The 260-nt window shown below is 53.1% G+C and carries 1 protein-coding gene; it reads right to left on the reverse strand.

All coding sequences use genetic code 11. From position 1 onward, the window contains the following. Window positions 1-260: hypothetical protein (locus tag Q4563_RS20720; RefSeq protein WP_303605857.1), on the reverse strand; the 260-nt coding region annotated here is incomplete at both ends.

The raw sequence follows: 260 nt of genomic DNA on the forward strand, positions 1-260 counted from the left end.
GTACTGGGCCGGCACATTGGTACCAGGTAGCAGAATGTCGTTACCTGTCGTGGCATCAATCAGTTTCACCATTGGGCGGATATCTTTACCAGCCGCCGGACGGTCTTTGGGATCGATGACTTCGATGTTGGACAGGCCCGTCAATTCGTCGGTCTGACGATTGATGGTAATACCCTCATCCATACCCACAAATTCAATTCGACCCGTTACTTCTGTCACAATCGGGTGGGTGTGTGGGTCCCAGCTGGCCACTTTCTGGC

Source organism: Gilvimarinus sp. 1_MG-2023 (assembly GCF_030548285.1).